Source organism: Flavimarina sp. Hel_I_48, from assembly GCF_000733945.1.
Classification (GTDB): Bacteria; Bacteroidota; Bacteroidia; order Flavobacteriales; family Flavobacteriaceae; genus Leeuwenhoekiella.
The window spans coordinates 2,085,616-2,104,947 of the sequence record NZ_JPOL01000002.1 but is presented as its reverse complement, the minus strand read 5'-3'; the positions used below and the strand labels follow the sequence as shown (position 1 = coordinate 2,104,947).

Here is a 19,332-nt window from a genome sequence, read left to right as displayed (position 1 = left end):
TTAACTAACTAGGTCAAACGCCTTAAAGATACTATATTTTCTACTAAGGCTCTAGTTATAAACTTCTTTCACAAAATCATCAAAACTTACTTCCTTGGTTTTTGTGTTTACTTTCTCTTTAAAAAATTCCAATAACTTTTTGTTCATCAACTGTTCAGAAAGTCGCTTTACTTCATCCTGGTTGCTCAATATACGTGCCGCGATATCATCTAATTGTTTCTCCTCTGGATCTGCCTGACCGTATTGTGCCATTTGCGCCTTGATCATTTCTTTAGCATAAGATTTGATTTCCTCAAAAGTGATCTGCAACTCATTGTCTGCTATGATCTTACCTTCTATAAGCTGGTAACGCAGTCCTTTTTCTGAACGTTCAAATTCTGCTTTTGCTTCTTCTTCCGTTAATTCTTTTTCTCCTGAACGTTGTATCCAACGTGTCAAAAATTCAGATGGCAGGTCAAATTTGGTTTCTTCAAGAAGGGTTTCAGTCACATCGTTGAGCAACTGCTGATCGCTTTGTTGTTCAAATTGGGCTTCCGCTTCCTCTTTGATTTTAGCTTTTAATTCTTCTTCACTTTTTACGGCGTCTTCCCCGTAAAGTTTATCAAAAAGCTCTTTGTTCAATTCTGCTGGTTCGCGCAGGTTGATCTCTTCTATCTTCAACGTTACATCAGCATTCTTCTCTTCAGCTTCTTCTTTTTTAAGACCCAGGTGCGCAAAATAGTTGGCATCTTCCGTAAAGAGGCCTTTTGTATTTATGGTAACCGTATCGCCTTCTTTTTTACCGATGAACTCTTTTTTAGGGGCATCTGCAAGTTTGCTGATTTCAAAAGTGGTGTGCTTGTTTACCTCAGCGTCTTCATTAATAAAAGAACCTGTGATCTCCACGCCTTCCGCTACTTCGTCCTGGCTCTTTATTTTACCGTATTGCTTCTGGATCGTTTTTACCTGATTGTCAAGCATTTTATCATCTGCCACAATTTTATAAGCGGTAATTTCTTTTTTCGGACTCAGGTCAAGTTCAAATTTTGGCGCAAGCCCAAGCTCGAACTCAAATTTGTAATCTTCAGAATCCCAGTTAAGATCTTGCTGATCTTTAGGTAATGGGTTGCCCAGCACTTCTAATTTTTCTTCGGTAAGGTATTTCTGAAGGGAACTTTGCAATAATTTGTTTACCTCTTCTACCAGCACAGCCTTTCCGTATTGTTTTTTCACAAGTCCCATGGGCACATGACCTTTTCTAAAACCGGGGATGTTGGCAGATTTACGGTAATCCTTCAGTATTTTCTGAACTTTCTCGTTGTAATCATCTTTTGCAATCTCAACGGTTACTACCGCATTAAGCTCGTCTTTATTTTCTCTTGTGATATTCATTTGCTATATAGAATTTTGGAGATAAAAATTGGAGTGCAAAAGTACACTTTTTTTGCATCCTTGCCAAGTTTCCATATTAGAGAGTCGTATTCATCTGCCAGACATTTAGATGAAAAGCACAAAAAAATACGGAAAAGCAGATTTTAATATTGCTCAGATTAGCATTTGTCAAATGGCAAATCGTGTCCTATTCCTCTTTAATTAAACCGAAAAGAACGGACTGTAATAAGGATAAAAGCACGCTAAATATCAATGCGTACCAAATACTTTCTACCCCAAAACCTGAAACAAGATATCCCGCCATCAAAATAATGATCGCATTGACAATAAGGAGGAACAGACCTAAAGTAAGTAAGGTAATGGGAAGCGTCAACAGCACAAGGACAGGTTTAACGATCAACCGAAGCAAACCCAGAACAACGGCCACGACAAGCGATGTCCAGAATGAATCTACATAGATCCCCGGTAGCAGGTTGGCCAAAACGAGCACGGCAATGGCAGTAACCACTAATTTTAATAGTATTTTCATAGAAATAGGATTTCATTTTTGTCAAAAAACAGCTAAAAATAGCCTTAAAACCAACAAAAATCGGCCTAAAAAGGCCGATTTTTTTATCATTTAAAGCAAATTCAGAAATTTTAGTCTGCGCTGGCAGAAACGCTGATCGTATTGTAATCGCCTAGATTTACCCTTGGGATATTCGCTTCATATTTTTTATTGATCGCTGCGATCATTTCATTCGCAAGGTATGCATACCCGCGTGGTGTGGGATGAACGCCATCTAATGAAAACGCGCCGCCGGTAGCAAAAGTTGATGTCAACATTCCAGAATCATAGGAAATCCCGCCATCTGCTAATTGGTTTAAAATTGCTTCCGCATCTATAAGTATAAGATCATTAGCAGCGGCAAGTGCAGCAATGGTTTGATTATATGCACGCTGAGCTGTAGAGACCATTTCCTGTTCGCTAGCGGTCAATGTATATTGATCCTGAAGCGGATAGGTTATTCCATTTACCGAAAGTTGTGCGGCAAACTGCTCCGGCACTCCCATAGCAATAAGTTGCTGCATATATTCTGCATTAGGCTCTCCTATAATGGAAGAGCTGGGAAGTACAAGCAAATCATTTTCATTCGCCTGGCGGGCCTGCCCAAACTGCTGTCCCAGGACTGTCGCAGTACCAGCATCAAGTCCACCACCTATCAAAACCTGGGTCAGCTGCTGGGAGATATTAGGCATAGACTCATCCATAATCACGACCGCACTGGCAGCATTTGCACTAAACTGAATAGAACGTTCAGGAACTCCCAAAAATGCAAACGCCTGGTTTATGGGGGCAAATGTTGCATTTAAGGTAGGAATCTGCGCGCCAAAATCTGGACTTGCCGGATTTAGCGGTGCAAATGGAACGGTGGTAAAATAAGGTATGGAGGTCACATCTGGTATATTTACAAGAATACCATCTGGAGTAAGGCCGGTAAGAACACTCACATAAGTATTGTAAACAGAGGCGAATACATTAGGATCTGTAATATCGCTAGAACCGTAGGTCGCAGGATCAAGGTTACCCGTTTGATCTATACCTACCCCGCCACTGGTAGCAAAAGAAAGTATATCGTTGTTACCTATCCAAAGCGTAAAAAAACTGGGGTTCTGAGCAACAGCATCCGCTATTACCGTGGCATCTGGCGATGAAGCAAACCTCACGAAATATGGATTTGCAGTACCTGCGGAAACGCCTGCCGCACTACCATAGCCTGCAAGACCTAAGTGAAAACTCTTTGCGCCGGGAACACCCATATTATTAAAAGACCCCGAAAGCACATTAGTAAAATCTGTAGCGGGCGTCCCGCCAAGGCGTGTGGGCGAGAGACCGTCGCCGCCAGGGGAAAGGACCAGCCTATTGGGAAATGTTGCCAAACCGGAAAAACCACCCAGGTTGTCGGCCATTAGAGGCTGGGTAAATTCGCCACCACCTGCGAGTGCAAATTGCCCTGCAAGAATATTGGGAAAGGAGTTTTGCTGACCGGTAATGTACAACGCGCCATCTGCATAACCAGCGGTAAGCGAGTTACCCAGAGCCACAAAATTAGAAAGGTCTGCCGTGCCGGAAGTATAAAAATCATCCTCATCAATGGGATTTTCCAATTCTGGCTCACAGGCCAGTAAACCCAGTGCAAGTACTACGGAATATTTGATATAATTTTTCATCATTTTTGCTAAACTTATAATTTGTAACTTACTCCTATCCCTGGCACAAAAGCACTGGATTTGTAGGTTCCACCGAAGGGTACATTTTGGCCATTTTCAGAATAGAAATTGTATGAGGCATCTACTTCTTCAAAACGGAGGTATAGAAAAGACGCGTCAATGGCCAGATGGCTATTGACGGTAAATGAAACACCAGCGGTAAAACCATCAGCATCGTTTCTAGGTGTTTCCGGGGCAAAATAACCTTCCTGAACCGGTGATTCGTCAAAATAATAACCAGCCCTAAGTGAAATCAGTTCGTTTGCATCATACTGTACACCGAATTTGTAAGTAGAGGAATTTTTATAATTCCGTGGGTTTATCGCCTCGCCGCCATTACTAAATAGTATGTCCAGGTTATTATATACATCCCAATACGTCCTGGAGTAATCAAAATTGAACGCCCATTTCTCCTTGTCATAAGAAAGTCCCACGGTCATTTCTGCCGGCATGGGCAAGGACGCATTAAACCCAATTGTACCGTTAGAAGGAATTACCGTTGTAGGATTCACCACCAGTGGCTGCCCTGTATTGTTTGGGAAATTGGCAAAAGTCGCATCCCCATCTTTAGAGTCAAGTATGATTTCAGAACGGTAGTGCGCACCTATTCTAAAGTGATCTGTAAAGTTGAACATCGTTGCAAGTGACCAGCCCCAGTTTGTTACGCCAGAGTCGTCAACGGTAACGTTTGCGCGGTTGCCCTCCAGATCCGTTAAGGTACGGTTGGCATTCCGGTTAAAATTCACATTTCCGGTAACAAAAATAGGTCCACCGCCCACACTAAATTTTTCGGAAATTTTTAAGGAAACCAATGGCTGAACGAAAATAGCCTGCAGCTCAATATTATTTACCAGATGAGAACCCGCCCAGTCTGTGGGCCATTCTACACTACTGCCATAAGGCGTATAAACCGCAAGACCTACACTAAGCCAATCTGTGGCCGCGTAGGAGGCATAAAGATAAAAGGGTGTTCCCATGGGACTATCTGTCTTTGATGCCTGCCCAAAATTCTCGTTTTGCCAGGTTACATTAGAAAAAACACCACTTACACCGGCCGAGATATTAAGGCGATCTTCCAGATAAACAAGACCAGCGGGGTTAAAAAAGGCTAGTTCTGCACTATTTACATAGGCAACGCCGGTGTGCCCCATAGCGAGACCACGCTGACCCTGTATTGCAACGCGGTATCCACCCGCATAGACTGCAGTAAAGGCGCTAAAAAAAAGTAAAATTCCTAAAAGTTTTTTCATGGGGAAATAGTAATTGGTTGTTTTAATATCCTCAAAAATTCACAGCATAACTAAGAAAACGGCAATAAACAGCCATTTATTATGCATGCATAGCAATAATTAGTAGTAATATTATAAAAAATTTATTACTTCGCGGTAAAAAAAATCAGGATTTTCGGCGTGTAACCAATGACCGGCATCAGGAACTGTTATAACCTCACTTTCTGGGAAATGTGTTTTTATAAGGTTGAAATCAGAATCCTTTATATATGCGGATTTTCCTCCGCGCAGAAAAAGTGTTTTTCCCTCATAGCGCTCATTTTCTTCAAGAGCCTCCCCTATGGTCTCTCCGGCATTTTTAAGCACCGGTAAATTTAAGCGCAGCGCTAAAATCTTATCTTTTTTCCAATAGAGGTTTTTTAGCAGGAACTGACGGGTTCCCCATTCCTGAATGTATTGCTTTAGAAATTCATCTGCGTCACCACGAGAGGTACGCGCGTCCTCATTCGCCTGTAGCGCAGTGAGCCCTTCTAATATCTGCTCGTGATGTGGTGCGTAATACTTTGGTGCTATATCGGCAATAAGCAATTTTGAAACTTGATCTGGGTAGTTGACTGCAAATTTCATTGCTGTTTTTCCTCCCATCGAATGTCCCAAAAGGATGATCTGATCCAGTTTTTGCTCGTCGCAATACTTTTTCAGGTCTTCTGCCATGAGGTCATAACTAAAATCATCACTATTTACACTGCGCCCATGATTGCGCTGATCTATAAGATGTACTTCATAACCAGCTTCGGCAAACCGCCCACCCAGGGTTTTCCAGTTATCCCCCATGCCCAGAAAGCCGTGAAGTATGATAAAAGGGGTCCCCTTGCCTAATATATTGCTATGGATATCTTTCATTTTAGCAAGGCTAGGTATTTGTGAATCGTTTCTTCAAGTCCCATATATAAGGCTTCGGCTATCAGCGCATGCCCTATGGATACTTCCATGAGATGTGGAACGCTGTTATTGAAGAATTCTATATTATCGAGAGAAAGGTCATGCCCGGCATTTATGCCAAGACCCAGATCGTCTGCAAACAATGCGGCATCAGCATAGGGTTTTACCGCATTTTTGTTCGCATTGGCAAAACCTGTCGCAAAAGCTTCCGTATAAAGTTCTATACGATCTGTACCCGTTTCTTTTGCACCTTCAATCATTTTATTGTCAGGATCCACAAAAATGGAGGTTCTTATCCCATTTCTTTTAAATTCCGCGATTACCTCTTTCAAAAAAGATTTGTTCTTTAGGGTATCCCAGCCCGCATTTGAAGTAATAGCATCTACGGTGTCTGGCACCAGGGTAACCTGGTCTGGCTTCACTTCAAGAACCAGCGAGATAAACTTCTCCAGAGGATTCCCTTCTATATTCAGCTCAGTACTCACCACTTTCTTTAGATCGCGGGCATCTTCATATTTTATATGACGCTCGTCTGGTCTGGGGTGTATCGTGATACCTTGTGCACCAAATCGTTCTATGTCCCTAACTACTTTAATTAGATTGGGGATATTGCCACCACGGGCATTGCGCAATGTGGCAATCTTATTTACGTTAACGCTTAATTTTGTCATTGTCAGTTCATCTATCTTTGTTCGACAAAAATACGAAGTACCCTAGGCTTGGCCTTGTTTTTTTAATTAAATTGCATAAAAGCTCGTTATGACTCTTACTGATTATATAATAAACGATATAGCGCCCCTTACCGAAAAGAGTAAAATGGGCGAGGCGCAGGAACTTTTTTCGCAAACAACCTATTCCCACATACCGGTTATGCGGGAAGAAGTGTACCTGGGATGTCTTGCCGAAAACGATGTGCATTGCCATGAAGCTGATGAGCACATTGACGAGCAAACGCACTTATATGAAGGGTTTTTTATAAGGGAAAGATCAAACTGGTTGAATACCCTTGAGGCTTTTGGCCAGAATGAGACCAATATCATGCCCGTACTCGATTCCCAGAACAGGTACCTGGGTTACTATGAACTCAAGGATGTCATGAATTACTTTAACCAGACTCCATTTTTGAGCGAGGAAGGCACTATTTTAGTCCTTGAAAAGGGTATTTTTGATTATAGTTTTAGTGAAATAAGCCAGATCGTAGAATCCAATGAGGGTAAAATACTTGGTGCTTTTATATCAAAATTTGATCAGGATATGGTTCAGCTTTCCTTAAAGGTAGGTGGCGACGTAGGTTTAAATGCATTATTGCAGTCTTTTAGAAGGTATGGCTATGAGGTTATTTCTGAACACCAGGAAGATTCTTATCTTATTGACCTACGGGAACGTTCTGATTATCTGGAGAAGTATTTAAATATATAAGTTGAAAAAAACATCACAAATGAAAGTAGGCATCTACGGACAGTTTTATCATGAAAATTCTGGTATTTACGTGCAGCAGTTGCTGGATATCCTGGACCAAAAAGATGCCGAGGTGATTATTGAAGAGTATTTTCTCAAACTCATCAATGACAACGAACAAATTAATAAAACCTATTCTCATTTTAGCACTTTTGAAGAACTTGACGATAGTTACGACCTATTCTTCAGCATAGGGGGCGATGGTACTATTTTACAGACTATTACCTATATAAGGGATCTTAATATTCCTATTGTAGGTATAAATACAGGTCGTTTAGGCTTTTTGGCTTCCGTACAAAAAGAGCAACTTGCAGATAGCATTCAGGATATTTTTAATAACAACTACAGCATTACAGAACGCTCCCTCATTAGTATGCGATGTGAAGGTGAAGAGGACAACCTGGGCGAACTCAACTTTGCGCTCAACGAAATCACGGTGAGTAGAAAGAACAGCACCTCCATGATTTCTGTGGAAACGCACTTGAATGGTGAAAAATTGACCAATTACTGGGCTGACGGACTTATAATCTCTACACCCACAGGCTCTACCGGATATTCCCTGAGCTGTGGCGGCCCGGTGATCATGCCCACGACCCCAAGTTTTATAATAACGCCAATTGCACCGCACAACCTCAACGCCAGGCCTCTTGTAGTCCCAGATGACACTGAAATAACCATACGGGTTTCGGGCAGGGAAAAAGAGCATTTGGTTTCATTGGATTCAAGAATAGCAACACTTCCCGTGGAAACTAAAATCATCCTTAAAAAAGCCTCTTTTAAAATCAAACTGGTAGTTCTTGAAAAAGATACCTTTCTCACTACACTGCGCAAAAAACTTCTATGGGGGGAAGATAAGCGCAATTAAGGCAATAATTAGCCGAATTTGCTGTTTATCAGAAAGACCCGCCCATGCATTGCCATGGGCTGCACTTTATTGTTATATTTGCAAACTTTTTAAAACCTATGAAGCATTTGACGGTTGTATTGATCGCCATGATCTGTTGCTGCACGGCAGTCGCCCAGACCTATGAAATAGGTGTGATGGCTGGTGGGCTAAACTATATAGGAGATGTGGGTAGAACAAACTACATTTATCCCAATACGCCAGCCGTAGGCGGAATTTTAAAATGGAATCGTAGTCCAAGGCATTCTTTTAGGGCAAGTATTTTAGCTGGTAATATTGAAGGAAATGATCTGGACTCTGATGAAACCAGTCGCCAGCAACGAGGTTTGTCTTTTAAAAGCCCCGTTGTGGAAGCTTCACTGGGTATTGAATATACCTTCTGGGAGTTTGATATGACCCGTGGCTTCAGTTTGCCCGGTACACCCTACTTGTTTGCAGGGATCAATTATTTTTATCACAAGGAGCATGGTCAGGGCTTTGATCAAAATGGCGATCTTGTATTGCGGGATTTTGGTAATGAATTCGATTTTTCGATCCCTATTGCAATTGGGTATAAAAAAGCAATAAGCAGGCGTTTTATTTTAGCGGCAGAAGTTGGTGCCCGTTATATGTTTACAGATAATATTGACGGTAGCGCACCGGGCCCCGAAATAGATTCTGGCCCCTTTGGCAATCCAAATAATAATGACTGGTATGTATTTAGCGGAATAATACTTACCTATACCTTTGGCAGACAGCCGTGTTACTGCGGCTTTTAATCAATCATCTATGAACTTTATTGAGGAAATAGACACGTCAAAACTGCCACAGCATATCGCTGTGATCATGGACGGTAACGGCCGCTGGGCAAAAGGCCAGGGTCTTATGCGTGTTGCTGGCCATAAGAAAGGAAGCAAAGCGGTGAGGGAAACGGTAGAAGCCAGTGCAGAGCTGGGGATCAGGTATTTGACATTGTATACTTTTTCAACTGAAAACTGGAACCGCCCAAAGATTGAAGTGGATACACTCATGAAATTATTGGTTTCTTCCCTAAAAAAAGAAATAAAGACACTGCAGGACAACGATATTGCCCTGCGCGCCATTGGCAATCTGAGTTCCCTCCCCGCTAAAGCACAGCGGGAGCTTGAAGAGGTTATCGAAAAAACCAGGAACAATTCGCGTATGACCTTAACCCTGGCGCTGAGTTATGGCGCACGGGAAGAATTAATAAAAAGCGTAAAGGAAATAAGCCTTAAAGTTAAAAAAGACTTAATTTCGCCACATTTAATTGACGATGCAGTCATTAAAGAACATTTGTACACTCATGACCTGCCAGACGTTGACCTTTTGATCAGGACAAGTGGGGAGCAACGTATAAGTAATTTTATGCTATGGCAGATCGCCTATGCTGAACTCTACTTTACGCCTGTATTGTGGCCCGATTTTACTAAAGAACATCTGTACGAAGCAATTTATAATTATCAGAAAAGAGAAAGAAGATTTGGAAAGACGAGTGAGCAAATTAATTGAGCAGATGCCCATCAAAGCAAGCCTTATTACCGCAGTCCTTTTTTACTGCTTTATCCATACCACTACAGTACAAGCACAGACCGCTCCACTAGCCGGAGAGGGAAAACAGTACAAAATAGGTACCATAAGCGTAGTAGGCTCCCAGCAATATAATGAACAGACGATCATAGCCTATACCGGTCTTAAAACCGGCGATCTCGTTTATCTTCCCGGTGACCGCATTAGTGAGATCATAAAAAAACTCTGGGCCATTGGCTTATTTAGCGATATAAGCCTTAATGTTAAGGACGTGCGCGATAACGTAGCAGATCTGGAGCTTGTGGTAGAAGAGGTTCCTGAACTTAATGAAATTACCATTACAGGGATCAAAGAGAAAAAGACCAAAGAGCTCAAAGAGGACAATGATCTTAAAAAAGGTACAAAAGTCACTGAAAACCTAATCACCAAGACCAAATTTTATATTGAAAATAAATATAAAAAAGACGGTTATCTCAACTCTAACGTAACCATCATTACCAAGCCCGTGGTTGACACATCCAGCACCTCAAACAAGGTGGACATGTTGATCAACATTGAGAAAAGCGGGAAAGTTAAAATTACGGACATCAACTTTGAGAACAACGAGCAGCTCTCTGATGCAAAACTGCGCAAGCAGATGAAGAATACCAAGGAGCGCAACATCTTTAGGTTCTGGAAAAGATCGAAATATATAGAAGAGGATTACGCAGAAGATAAAGTAAGTATAATTGAAAAGTATAAGGAAAAAGGTTTCCGTGATGCCCGTATAGTTTCTGATACACTGGTACGCGATAGTGATGATCGCATCTCCCTTAACCTTAATATAGAAGAAGGTGACAAATACTATATAGGCGACATTGATTTCATAGGAAACAGTGTGTATACAGACAATGAGTTGCAGCGTCAACTAGGTCTTTCTAAAGGCGACGTGTACAACGGCGTATTGCTTAAAAACCGTATTTCAAAAGGAGGCGATCCTCAGGCAGACGATCTTTCTAACCTTTACAAAAACAACGGATATCTGTTTTCAAGTATAAACCCTGTAGAAGTGGACGTACAAAACGATACCATTGATTTTGAAATACGTATTACCGAAGGTAAACTGGCCTTTTTTGACAGAATAACAGTTTCAGGTAATGACAAAACAAAAGACCGGGTGATCTACCGTAACCTGCGCACAAGACCTGGACAGCGTTATAGTCAGGCTGCAGTTTTACAAACGGTAAGCGAACTGGGACAAACTGGCTTTTTTGACCCTGAACAATTAAACCCAGAATTTCTCAATGCAAACCCTAATGACGGTACTATTGATATCAATTATGATCTGGTAGAACAGGGCGCAAGTCAGATAGAATTACAAGGCGGTTACGGTGGTGGTGGTTTTGTGGGTACACTTGGACTTACCTTCAATAATTTCTCCATACAGAATATTTTTAACAAAGAAGCGTATAAGCCACTGCCTATGGGTGATGGGCAACAATTTAGCTTACGGGCACAGGCAAGTACATTTTACCGCACCTATAGTGCTTCACTTACAGAACCCTGGTTAGGCGGTAAAAAACCGGTACAGGCTTCTATTTCTTTTAGCCACAGTACACAATTTCGCTACGATTTTCAACCGGGCCGTCGTCAAGCTAGACCAAATACTGATCAACGTTTTACCATCACCGGTGGATCTGTTGGGATAAGCACACGACTGGAACTTCCAGATCCTTATTTCTACATCTCCCATGCGATCAGCTTTCAGCATTTTGACCTAAAAAATTACAACGTGGGGCTCTTTACGTTTGGGGAAGGATCTTCAGAAAACCTGGCCTATACCATTGGGATTTCAAGAAATCAAGGAGATGCCAACCCTATATTTCCTCGAAGTGGTTCAAAATTTAGCTTAACAGCCAAATTAACTCCGCCCTACTCTCTTTTTAATGGGGTAGATTACAAAGCACTAGCCGAAGAACGTGCGCCATTGCAAGCCGCTGTAAATGCACAGACTGCTAGCACGCAAATGATTGAACGAAGAGGTGAAATAGACCAGGAACGCTTTAACTGGCTGGAATACTATAAAGTGAAAATGGAAGGTCAGTGGTTTACATCGTTGGTTGGTAAGTTGGTTTTAAGCAGCAAAATGGAATTCGGTTTCCTTGGTGCCTATAATAACGATCGTGGTATCCCACCTTTTGACCGCTTCTTTTTAGGGGGAGATGGTCTGGGAGGTTACGCATTAGACGGCCGGGAGGTTATAAGACTACGCGGTTATCCTAATCAACGGGTGACTCCTATAGACAGAGATAGTAATTCTGGTTTAAATGTAAACGATGGTGCAACTCTTTACAATAAATTTGAGTTTGAGCTGCGCTACCCTATTACCTTAAAGCCATCAGCATCTATTTACATGCTCACCTTTGCTGAAGGTGGTTCAAGTTATGACAATTTTAGGGACTACAATCCGTTCTTGTTAAATCGATCCGCTGGAGCTGGAATTCGTATATTTATGCCCGCTTTTGGTCTGCTGGGTATTGACTTCGGTTATGGATTTGACCCCATACCAGGTACTGTAGGGCCTAATGGATGGGAAACACACTTTATTATTGGTCAGCAATTTTAATAGGATAAAAATAACTTAAAAAGCATTTTCAAATTTGGCACGATATTTTCTAATACCATTCTGCATATGAGAAAACAAGCCTTTTTATTGAGTTTTTTAGTATTTATGGTTGGTTTTTGTGCCAGTGCACAACGCAGTATGCGTATAGGCTACATTGATATGGATTATATCCTTGAAAATGTCCCTGAATATCAGGAAGCGCAGAATGTTTTAAATGCCAAAGTAGATCAGTGGAAAATTGAAATTGAGAAAAAACAAAGTTCCATCGAGCAGATGAAAAAAACGCTTGAGAATGAACGGGTATTGCTTACAGAGGAATTAGTTGCAGAGCGTCAGGAAGAAATCGCCTTTGTAGAAAATGAACTTTTTGAATATCAGCAAAAACGCTTTGGCCCGCAAGGGGACTTAATGATCCAGAACCGTACATTGGTTGAGCCGGTACAAGATCAGGTTTTCAATGCGGTTCAAGAGCTCGCCGAGGCACGTAAGTATGATTTTATCTTCGATAAATCGGCAGATCTGGTGATGCTTTATGCAAATGATAGAAATGATGTCAGCGATCAGGTACTTTTAAGTATCAATCGTGCATCAAAAAGGAAACAAACTAATAGTCGAGGCGATCGTAAGGAAGTGGAAAGGGATGATGCGCGCAGCGTAGAAGAAGAGCGCGAAGTCACCGAAAGGGAAAAAGCCATTGACGAAAAGCAGGAAGAACGGGAACAGTTCGTTCAGGATCGCAAGGCAGAACGGGATTCCCTGCGCGCAGCAAAAAAGAGGGAATTTGAAGAGCGCCGCCAGCGTATTTTACAAGAACGTGAGCAGCGCAGGGATTCTATAACAAGTGCCCGTGAAGGCGGAGACACAGAAACAACTGAAAGTGCAGCCGTGCAAGAAGAAAACAACAATGTTCCAACTGCCGAAGAAAGACGAAAAGCGTTGTTACAGGCACGCCAAGCCAGAAAAGATTCTATATTGCAGGCACGTCAGCGTATAAAAGATTCGGTTATGCAGGTAAGGCAACGTAAAAAAGATTCAATAAATTAACGATAAACACCCTGCCGTAGGGTGGCCTTAGAAAAGGCAGCATACGGAACTTAAAACGTAAATAATCATATAACACTTACCATTAAATTACTTTTACAATGAAACAAATGAAAACCTTAGTTTTAGCGATCGCTTTGATTTTAGGAATGAACGGGATTGCACAGGCGCAGGACTCTAAGATTGCACATATTGCAACACAAGAATTGCTTGAACAAATGCCAGCATTCAAATCTGCACAGGGAGAAATGCAAAAAATACAATCTTCTTACGAAGCTGAGATGCAGACCATGGGCCAGGAGCTACAAAAAACAATGGAACGTTATAGCCGTGAGGCAGAAACTAAAACTGACGAGGAGAACATGAGCCGTCAGCAGGAAGTTGAGCAGACCCGTAACAAAATCGTTGAGTATCGCCAGACGGCTATGCAGGATATGCAGAAAAAAGAATCTGATCTTCTTAAGCCAGTCTATGAGAAAGCACGTACCACTATTCAAAAGATAGCACGTGATAAAGGATACAACTATGTACTTGACAGCACAACCGGTACCGGCCTTTTACTTGCAGATGGTTATGATCTTATGCCAGATGTGAAAAAAGCATTGGGTATCTAAGATTATCCTCTAAAATATACTGAAAAACCGCCTTTTTAAGGCGGTTTTCTTATTTTTATATCATGGCAAACAACAATCCCATCGGTTTTTTTGATAGCGGCGTGGGTGGAACTTCCATATGGCGTGAATCTGTAGCTTTACTGCCTGCTGAATCTACCATATATCTTGCTGATAGTGCCAATGCTCCCTATGGGGAAAAAAGTACTTCGGAAATCATTCAATTATCACTTAAAAACACCCAAAAATTGATTGATTTTGGCTGTAAAATGATCGTTGTTCCGTGTAATACGGCGACCACAAATGCCATTTCCTATCTTCGGGAAAATTTTGACTTGCCCTTTATTGGTATAGAACCTGCCCTAAAACCTGCGGCACTTTCTTCAAAAAACAAAGCTATAGGCATACTTGCCACTAAAGGGACATTAAGTAGTGCCTTATTTGCGAAGACATCCAGTATTTATGCCGGTTCTATAAATGTTATCGAAGTTGTAGGTACGGGTCTTGTAGAGTTGATAGAGGCCGGTAAAGCAGATAGTGTACAAACACGGGAGCTGCTGAAACTTTATCTCCAACCCATGCTCGAAGCCAATATAGATTTTCTGGTTCTAGGCTGTAGCCATTATCCTTATCTTATTGAAGTGTTGCGAAGCCTACTACCCAGCGCGGTGACCATTATAGATTCTGGTGTAGCAGTGGCCAGACAAATCAAGGCCGTACTGGAAAAAGAGGGATTGTTTACAGCTACTAATTCGGCAAGGCATAAATTATACAGCAACGCAAATACAGCAGTACTTCATAAATTAACCGAAAATATACAGGTTAAAAAGGAGGTGTCCTTTCTCGACTTTTAGTTGATTGCCGGGCAATAACAGTCGTAAGGTTCTTTACGTTTCCCAAAGTCATAACCTAAAGTAATCTGATGAAAACCACCATTAGAAAGCACTACACTATTACTCTGATAAGAATAGGTATAGCTAAAAAGAAAGTTCTTGTAATTCAGACCGAGTAATGGGGTGATATATTGTAGTTTTTGACTCTTTACGGTCGTCCCGTCCTGAGTATATTCGGCGCCATCAAAACTTCTTCTATACGAAGCACCTCCCCACAATGTGCCCCATTCCAGATCATAATACAGTTTAAAGTTGAGATCCCCGGTAACTTCCTTGGTTTCATCTGTAGCCTGAAGCATAATAGAAGGCTCATACTTCCACGCTCCAAAACGGCCAAAGGTATACCCTGCTGAGGCTATATAACGCCGCTGATTGCTTGATTCAAATTCCTGTGTAAAAATACGGCGGTTGCGCGGGAGTACATTTTTCACGGTAGCATGCGCGAAAAAATCCAGAAAATAATAAGACATTCCTATATCTACATTAAAAAAGGTATCACTGGGGTTTCCACCGGTGATAATAGGGTCAATATTCCGCAGGTCAAATTCGCCTTCATCCAGTGTATTTTGCAAAACACCAACACTCATCCCAAAGGACAGCTGGTTTAAATCTATGGTATTGCGCGACATCAACAAATGGTAAGCAAAACTACCATAGAAACCCGCCTGGGAAAAATAACCGTTATGATCTGCAAAAACGATCGCACCCAGTCCTACTTTCTCCCCTACCCGGCCGTTGATACTCAGCGTTTGTAAGTTGGGCGCGTCATCCACGTCAAACCATTGTTGCCGGGCGGTAAGACGTATTTGACTAGCGTTTGCAGCTCCTGCCATTGATGGGTGCAGCAGATAGAGATTATCTGAAAGATAGTCTGAATATACAGGTATACCTTCCTGACCATGGGCAACAGCAGCAAGGACAACAAACAATACTAATAAAATTTTCTTCAAAATAGGCGCGTTAAAACATTAACATTCAACATTATCCACGCCTTTGAGCGTCGATTCTTACAAAAGTGTAAAACTAATTAAATTCATTCAGTTTAAACTGTGATAAATCATATTATCAAACCTAAAACGCGGGCTTTTGCCTAAATTTGCCAAAATCGAAATCCATGAGTAAATTCACCATATCCATAGCCCCAACATCTAACGATGCGATCAAAAAGTTTGAAGCTGATTCCTTTCTTGTCAAACATGAAAGTTTTGAGTTCAAAAATATTGACGAAGCTGCAAATTCGCCATTGGCACAGCAACTGTTTTACCTTCCGTTTGTAAAAACGGTTTATATCTCACAAAATTTTATTGCGGTTGAAAAATATAATATCGTAGAGTGGATTGATATTCAAGACCAACTCTCACAACAGATAGAAGATTTTCTCAATGATAACGGCGTTGTAATAATTACAGAAACCACCACCAAAAAAATTCCGGTAACGGTTTATGCTGAAAGTACGCCTAACCCGGCGGTTCTCAAATTTGTTACAAATAAGAAAATTGTTACCTCTTCCCTTGAATTCAAGAATATTGAAGAAGCACAACAGGCGCCACTGCCAAAGGCCCTCTTTAATTTTCCGTTTGTAAAAGAAGTTTTTCTTGCTGAAAATTACGTGAGTGTTCAAAAATATGACATCGTAGCCTGGGATGATGTCTTTCAGGAAGTACGTGAATTCATAAAGAATTACATTGAAGAAGGAAAGGAGATCATAGCAGATAACCTGTTACAGACCCCTAAACAAGCCGAAAGTCAGAAAGAAGAAGATTTTGAACAACTTGATGACACTTCTAAAGAGATCGTAAATATTATCGAAGAATATGTAAAACCTGCCGTAGCAAGTGATGGTGGCAATATTCTTTTCAAGCACTATGATCCTGAGACTAAAAATGTTCAGGTTGTTTTGCAAGGTGCTTGCAGTGGTTGCCCATCATCTACCTTCACATTAAAAAATGGTATAGAAACCATGTTGAAAGAAATGATGCACGGTCGTATCAACAGCGTTGAAGCTATTAATGGATAAGAGATAATTTCTTTTGAAGGCAGCCTACTTTTTTGTATATTAAAATACTAATCAATAAGTCAAAAATATATAATTATGGCAGTTTTAAAAGTATTGGAAATTATGGCAAGTTCTAACAAAAGTTGGGAACAGGCCACCGCAAATGGCGTTAAGCACGCTTCAGAATCGGTTAAAAATATACGCTCCGCTTATGTACAGGAGCAAAGTGCAGTGGTAACTGGCGATACCGTTACCGAATATAGGGTAAACCTGAAAATTTCTTTTGAGGTAATATAATGCCTTCATAAACCTTATTTTAAATATTCCGCTATCGGTCCTACTGGTAGCGGAATATTTTTTCCAACTAAGCTCCTATGCGTTTTATTTACAAACCGTATTTATTTTTGCTTCTTCTGATAAGCACCCTATCCTGCACCAATAAAAAAGACCCTACCGTGAAACAACAGCACAACAACGCACTAATCAACGAAACAAGCCCGTACCTGCTTCAACATGCTCACAATCCTGTAGACTGGCAAGCCTGGGGAGAGCAAGCGCATAAAGAGGCAAAGAGTGAAGACAAACTGATGATCGTGAGCATAGGCTATAGTTCCTGTCACTGGTGCCATGTCATGGAACACGAGAGTTTTGAAGATACTGCTGTGGCTAAAGTCATGAACTCACATTATGTTCCCATCAAAGTAGATCGCGAGGAACGTCCAGATGTTGATAATATTTATATGAATGCCGTCCAACTTATGACGGGACAGGGTGGGTGGCCGCTCAATGTCATAACGCTACCTGATGGAAGACCGGTCTGGGGCGGCACGTATTTTCCAAAAGAAAACTGGATGGACGCACTCCAGCAAATTGCTGATATTTATGCCAAAAACCCTGAAAAACTGGTAGAATATGCAGATAAATTAGAGCAGGGACTCAAAGGCATGGGCGTTATAGAACTTCAAAAAGGCCCGCTGGAATTTGACAAAAACCTATTGACTTCAAGCATTGCGAGCTGGTCAAAGAGTTTTGATACTATACAGGGAGGTATGCGCCGGGCGCCCAAATTTATGATGCCAAACAACTACGCCCTACTCCTGCGCTATGGCCATCAGGAGAATGATAAAAATGTAACTGATTTTGTTCATACCACTTTACAGCAAATGGCCTTTGGTGGGGTTTATGACCAGATAGGAGGCGGTTTTTCACGCTATAGCACAGATATGAAGTGGCACGTTCCACATTTTGAGAAAATGCTTTACGATAATGCGCAACTGCTCAGCCTCTATAGCGACGCTTATCTTAACCGCGCTGAACCTTTGTACAAGGAAACTGTCTATGGTATAGTAGACTTTCTAAAAAGGGATATGTTAGATACCAGTGGCGGTTTCTATTCTGCACTTGATGCAGATAGCATGAACGACAAAAATCAACTTGAAGAAGGGGCCTTTTATGTATGGACTGAAGAAGAACTGCGTTCACTTTTGGGAGATGACTTTCCGCTTTTTACTGAATACTACAATATAAACAGTTATGGTTTGTGGGAACACAACAATTATGTACTCATACGCCAGGATGAAGACGTTGACTTCATAAAAGAACAAAATCTGGATGCTTCCGCATTCGCGGAAAAGAAAGAAAACTGGCATAAAATACTATTGGAAGCCCGGGAAAAAAGAAAAGCTCCCAGACTGGACGATAAAATATTAACGGGATGGAACGGCCTGACCATAAGCGGACTCGCCGCTGCGTATAAAACGTTTAACGAGCCAGAATTTCTACAACTTGCTTTGAAAAATGCCCGTTTTATTGTGGATAATCAAATCAAAGAAGATGGAAGCCTCTACCGTACGCATAAAAATGGTGCCAGCACAATAAACGCCTATCTAGAAGATTACGCTTCGGTGATAGAAGGTTTTATTGCACTTTATGAAGTGACAACAGACCGTAAATGGCTCAAAGAAGCAGAAAATCTCACTAATTTTGCCTTAAAACACTTCAAAAATGTGGAAAATGGTATGCTTTATTTCACTTCAGATCAGGATCCAGAACTCATTATACGAAATGTAGAATATCAGGATAATGTAATCCCTGCTTCCAATTCAATTATGGCAAATAATCTTTTTAAACTGGGTCATATTACATTTAATGAACCCTATGTGGAGCAGTCTGGGAAGATGTTGCTCAATGTGAGCAAAGAAATAAATACGTATCCCGGTGGTTACAGTAACTGGCTGGACCTTATGCTCAACTTTACAAATCCGTTTTACGAGGTGGTAATTACTGGAAATCAAGCTGAAGAAAAACTGGAAGAATTGAACAGAACTTATCTTCCCAACGCCATAATTGCGACCATGAATAACCCAGAGGAATATCTTGATCTCTTCGAAAGCCGATGGGATGATGACAATACCTGGATTTATATCTGCACAAATAGAACCTGTCAAAGACCTGTAGCTTCTGTAAAGGAAGCACTACCTCTTTTAAAAAATTAACGTTAATTAA

General features: G+C 41.2%; 18 protein-coding genes. 11 read left to right on the top strand and 7 right to left on the bottom strand.

Features of this window, described 5'->3' with window-relative positions:
- Positions 1-51: 51 nt before the first annotated feature.
- From tig to P162_RS09270, 6 genes are all read right to left on the bottom strand, one after another.
- Positions 52-1,371, bottom strand: coding sequence for a trigger factor (gene tig / locus P162_RS09295; protein WP_031427066.1), 1,320 nt, complete (start codon positions 1,369-1,371; stop codon positions 52-54).
- Positions 1,372-1,558: 187 nt separating this feature from the next.
- Positions 1,559-1,900, bottom strand: a complete 342-nt coding sequence (locus P162_RS09290; RefSeq protein WP_031427065.1) for a phage holin family protein — start codon at positions 1,898-1,900, stop codon at positions 1,559-1,561.
- Positions 1,901-2,010: 110 nt separating this feature from the next.
- Positions 2,011-3,582 carry an SGNH/GDSL hydrolase family protein gene (locus P162_RS09285; protein ID WP_031427063.1) on the bottom strand — a complete coding sequence of 524 codons (1,572 nt, stop codon included), beginning with the start codon at positions 3,580-3,582 and terminating at the stop codon, positions 2,011-2,013.
- A 14-nt stretch (positions 3,583-3,596) separates the two neighbouring features.
- The gene (locus P162_RS09280; protein WP_031427062.1) at positions 3,597-4,871 is read right to left on the bottom strand and encodes an OmpP1/FadL family transporter; all 1,275 of its coding nucleotides are present in this window, start codon (positions 4,869-4,871) and stop codon (positions 3,597-3,599) included.
- Between the two features lie 111 nt (positions 4,872-4,982).
- Positions 4,983-5,753, bottom strand: coding sequence for an alpha/beta fold hydrolase (locus tag P162_RS09275; protein ID WP_031427061.1), 771 nt, complete (start codon positions 5,751-5,753; stop codon positions 4,983-4,985).
- Positions 5,750-6,463, bottom strand: coding sequence for a pyridoxine 5'-phosphate synthase (locus P162_RS09270; protein WP_031427060.1), 714 nt, complete (start codon positions 6,461-6,463; stop codon positions 5,750-5,752). Before P162_RS09270 ends, P162_RS09275 begins: the two co-directional genes overlap by 4 nt.
- A gap of 88 nt (positions 6,464-6,551) precedes the next feature.
- Between P162_RS09270 and P162_RS09265 the strand changes: the two genes are divergently transcribed.
- The 8 genes from P162_RS09265 (at position 6,552) to murI (ending at position 14,792) form a co-directional block, all read left to right on the top strand.
- Complete coding sequence (locus P162_RS09265; RefSeq protein WP_031427059.1) at positions 6,552-7,211, top strand: CBS domain-containing protein; 660 nt, start codon at positions 6,552-6,554, stop codon at positions 7,209-7,211.
- A 19-nt stretch (positions 7,212-7,230) separates the two neighbouring features.
- Positions 7,231-8,115, top strand: coding sequence for an NAD kinase (locus P162_RS09260; RefSeq protein WP_031427058.1), 885 nt, complete (start codon positions 7,231-7,233; stop codon positions 8,113-8,115).
- 98 nt (positions 8,116-8,213) lie between these two features.
- Entirely contained in the window at positions 8,214-8,912 is a 699-nt protein-coding gene (locus P162_RS09255) for a DUF6089 family protein (RefSeq protein WP_031427057.1), read from the top strand.
- Between the two features lie 10 nt (positions 8,913-8,922).
- A complete protein-coding gene (locus tag P162_RS09250; protein ID WP_031427056.1) occupies positions 8,923-9,663 on the top strand; it encodes an isoprenyl transferase in 741 nt (246 codons plus the stop codon).
- 4 nt (positions 9,664-9,667) lie between these two features.
- Positions 9,668-12,286 (top strand): outer membrane protein assembly factor BamA, encoded by a 2,619-nt coding sequence (bamA, locus tag P162_RS09245; protein WP_031427055.1) that lies wholly within the window; start codon positions 9,668-9,670, stop codon positions 12,284-12,286.
- Between the two features lie 66 nt (positions 12,287-12,352).
- Complete coding sequence (locus P162_RS09240; RefSeq protein WP_035916979.1) at positions 12,353-13,330, top strand: OmpH family outer membrane protein; 978 nt, start codon at positions 12,353-12,355, stop codon at positions 13,328-13,330.
- A 98-nt stretch (positions 13,331-13,428) separates the two neighbouring features.
- Complete coding sequence (locus P162_RS09235; protein ID WP_031427053.1) at positions 13,429-13,941, top strand: OmpH family outer membrane protein; 513 nt, start codon at positions 13,429-13,431, stop codon at positions 13,939-13,941.
- Between the two features lie 62 nt (positions 13,942-14,003).
- A complete protein-coding gene (gene murI / locus P162_RS09230) occupies positions 14,004-14,792 on the top strand; it encodes a glutamate racemase (protein WP_031427052.1) in 789 nt (262 codons plus the stop codon).
- Here the strand turns inward: murI and P162_RS09225 are convergent.
- Complete coding sequence (locus P162_RS09225; RefSeq protein ID WP_241077752.1) at positions 14,789-15,781, bottom strand: type IX secretion system membrane protein PorP/SprF; 993 nt, start codon at positions 15,779-15,781, stop codon at positions 14,789-14,791. The genes murI and P162_RS09225 overlap by 4 nt on opposite strands.
- A 164-nt stretch (positions 15,782-15,945) precedes the next feature.
- Between P162_RS09225 and P162_RS09220 the strand changes: the two genes are divergently transcribed.
- The 3 genes from P162_RS09220 (at position 15,946) to P162_RS09210 (ending at position 19,322) form a co-directional block, all read left to right on the top strand.
- Positions 15,946-16,848, top strand: coding sequence for a NifU family protein (locus tag P162_RS09220; protein WP_031427050.1), 903 nt, complete (start codon positions 15,946-15,948; stop codon positions 16,846-16,848).
- A gap of 75 nt (positions 16,849-16,923) precedes the next feature.
- Positions 16,924-17,124: a dodecin family protein gene (locus P162_RS09215; RefSeq protein WP_031427049.1), complete on the top strand. Its 201-nt coding sequence runs from the start codon at positions 16,924-16,926 to the stop codon at positions 17,122-17,124.
- 77 nt (positions 17,125-17,201) lie between these two features.
- Positions 17,202-19,322, top strand: a complete 2,121-nt coding sequence (locus tag P162_RS09210; protein ID WP_081868406.1) for a thioredoxin domain-containing protein — start codon at positions 17,202-17,204, stop codon at positions 19,320-19,322.
- The last annotated feature ends 10 nt before the right edge of the window (positions 19,323-19,332 follow it).